Annotated in this window: 2 protein-coding genes; both read left to right on the forward strand. The window is 73.2% G+C overall.

Annotated features, from left to right (window positions below):
- Nucleotides 1-605 (forward strand): AAA family ATPase (locus ACOJTC_RS32930; RefSeq protein WP_420119808.1); only part of this gene is annotated, 605 nt, incomplete at its 5' end.
- Nucleotides 602-3,081 (forward strand): DUF5682 family protein (locus ACOJTC_RS32935; RefSeq protein ID WP_420119809.1); only part of this gene is annotated, 2,480 nt, incomplete at its 3' end. The genes ACOJTC_RS32930 and ACOJTC_RS32935, both read left to right, overlap by 4 nt.

A 3,081-nucleotide genomic window follows, 5' to 3' on the forward strand; every position in this document is an offset into this window, starting at 1 on the left:
TGATCTCCATCCTGTCGGAGAAGTACGTCTCCATCCCCGAGCTGAACGACGACAACATCGTCTTCGCCCAGCCCGGTTTCTCGATCATCGCCACCGCGAACAGCCGCGACCGGGGCGTCAACGACCTGTCGTCGGCGTTGAAGCGCCGGTTCAACTTCGTCCGCATCCCGGTGGTCACCAACAAGCGCAGCGAGGCGGAGATCGTCCGGTTCCGCACCGAGGAACTGCTACGCCGGCACCGCATCGAGCTGGACGTGCCGCCCACCCTGTTGGACATCCTGTTGCAGAGCTTCGCCGACCTGCGGGCCGCCGCCGCGTCGGCGACCAGCGACGACGAGAAGCTGGAGTCGGCGCTGTCCACCGCCGAGCAGATCGGGGTGCTGGAGGACGCCATCCTGCACAGCCAGTTCTTCGGCGACCGGGCCCTGCGGGTGGAGACGCTGGCCTCCTCGCTGGTGGGATCGTTGGCCCGACGCAGCCCGGAGGACCTGGCGATCCTCAACAAGTACCTGCACGGCGTGGTGGAGCCCCGGGCCAAGAAGAACGGCGAGGGCTGGGGCGGCTTCCTCGACGGCGGTCGCCAGGCGATCGCCTCGCTGTCGTGACCACCGCCGACGCCGGCACCGCCGCGCCGCCCGGCACCGCCCCGCCCGCGACCGCCGGACCGTTCGGGGCGCTGCGGGAGCAGCTCACCGACGCGGCGGCCACGTTCGCCGGTTCCGCCGACGCGCTGGCCGGCATCCTCGCCGGCATCGTCGACGACGTGGACCGGGCGCTGGGCGAGCGGTTGGAGATCTTCCCGGTCTGTCACCACTCGCCGGCCTCGGCGCTGGCGATGGTCCGCCGGCTGCGGCACAAGCAGCCCAAGGTGATCTACCTGGAGCTGTGCGAGGATCTCCAGCCGCTCCTGGGCGAGCTGCGCAACTGTCGGCTGCCGGTGGCGGTGCAGGCGTTCGCCTCCGAGCTGGACGGCTTCCCCGCCGAGTGGGGGCCGCTGAGCGTCGTCGCCCCGGTCACCGAGGCGTCCGCCGAATACCAGGCGATCGCGTACGCGCTGGAGACACCCGGGGTGGAGCTGGTGCTGGTGGACCGCTCCACCGACCACGTCTTCCAGTGGTCACCGCGCGGCGACGCCCCGGCGGCCACCGACGCGCCGGCCGACACCGCGCCGCAGACGGCGGGCGGCGAGGCCGGGGAGCAGTCGGCCCTGCACGGCGACGCGGTCGGCGTGGAGATCGGCGACCTGCGGCCCCGGTTCGCCGAGCTGGAGGCGTACCTGCTGCACCACGGCAAGGTGCGGCACTGGTCGGAGTGGTGGGACCAGTACGTCGAGCGTCCCCTCGCCGACGCCGACCACGACACCTACCGGCAGGTGATGGTGCTGATCGGCAGCCTGTTCCGCCGGCTGCGGCCGGCCGGGTCGGACCGTACCGACCGGGACGAGGACCGGGAGCGCTACATGTGGACCCGGATGCGGGAGCACCTCGCCGCGTCCGGGGCCGACCCGGCGGACTGTCTCTACGTGTGCGGCGCGTTCCACGCCGCCAGCCGGGTCGAGCAGTTCGGCCTGGACTCCCCCGCCCCGGACTTCGCGATCACCCCCCGCACCGGCACCCGCTGGCGGTACGGGCTGATCCCGTCGAGCCACTCGGCCATCGAGGCGCAGTTCGGGCTGGCACCGGGGTCGGTGTCGATCGCCGCCGCCAACTGGACGCGGGCGGTCGGCCGGTCGGGACTGGCCCCGTACCGGCTCGACGGTCAGCGGGGCGTCAAGGGCGGGCGGGGCAAACGGAAGGCCGCCCCGCCGGTCGCCACGCCGGCCGGTCCGGTCGCCGACCGGCTCACCGGGTTCCTCGCCGCGCCACCGGCGCTCGACGGGCTGGACGAGGCGGAGCTGCGCGGGTGGTGCGTGGACATCGTCCGGTTGGCCCGCCGCAACGGGTACCTGGCCAGCACGGCCGACGCGATCGCGGTGTTCGAGACGTCGATCCTGCTGGCCGGGTTGCGCAACCGGGCCCGGCCCACCCCGTACGACTTCGCCGACGCGGCGGTGACCTGCATCGAGAAGGACGTCGTGCCGGGTCGGCGGGACGTGCGACGGCTCTGCGAGATCCTGCTCGGCGGGGACCGGATCGGGCAGGTCGGCTACGACGCCCTGCCACCGCTGGCCCGCGACGTGCTCGACCGGCTGCAACCCCTCGGCCTGGACCTGGAGAAGCGCACCATCCAGCGGGCCCTGCTGGACCTGCACGCCACCCCGGCGCTGGCCGGCTGCTCGGATCTGCTGTGGATGCTGCGGCACCTGCTGCCCGCCGACGCGGTCCGCCCGATCATGGGTGAGCGCCGGTTGGGGCACCGGTCGATCCAGGAGAGCTGGGACCTCGCGTTGGGCCGGCACCAGCGGGCGCTGATCGAGCTGGGCTACGAGGGGGTGACCGTCGAGCAGGTGCTGGAGCAGCGGCTGCGGCGGTCGGTCCGGGGCCCCGACGCGACGGCCGCCGGCGCCCTCGCCGCGGTGGAGGACGCCATCCGGTTGCTGGACAGCCCCCGGCTGGTCGACGAGTTGGGCACGCGGGCCGTGGAACTGCTGTCCACCGAACGCACGGTGGACGACGCCCCGGAGGTGCTGCGGCGCATCCGCCGGTTGCTGGCCCACCACCGGGCCACCGCGCCGACCCTGCCGGCCTGGTGCGAGGCGTTCGTGACGACCGGGTACGCGCACTACTGCACCCTGTTGCCGACCGCGTTCGTCGAGGAGGAGACCGGGGTCCGGCAGGTCGGGGCGATGCTCGGCTTCCTGTTCAGCATGGAGAGCCTGGCGCTGTCGCTGGGCTGCGACAGGTCCCAGCTCGAACTCGCGGTGGCCCAGTCCCATCCGGAGAGCCCGGCGAAGGTCGCCCTGCTCTGGGCGGCCCGGCACCAGCTCGGTCTGCTGCCGCTGGCCGAGCTGCGGCAGCGCTGCGCCGAACTGCTGGGTAACCCGCTGGTGGTGCCGGCGTTCCCGAGGTACCTCTCCGGTTTCGTGCACGCGCTGGAACCGGTGCCGGGGCTCGCGCCGTTCGTGGTGGAGACGATGTCCAC

The organism is Micromonospora sp., assembly GCF_048594385.1.
Taxonomy (GTDB): domain Bacteria; phylum Actinomycetota; class Actinomycetes; order Mycobacteriales; family Micromonosporaceae; genus Micromonospora; species Micromonospora wenchangensis.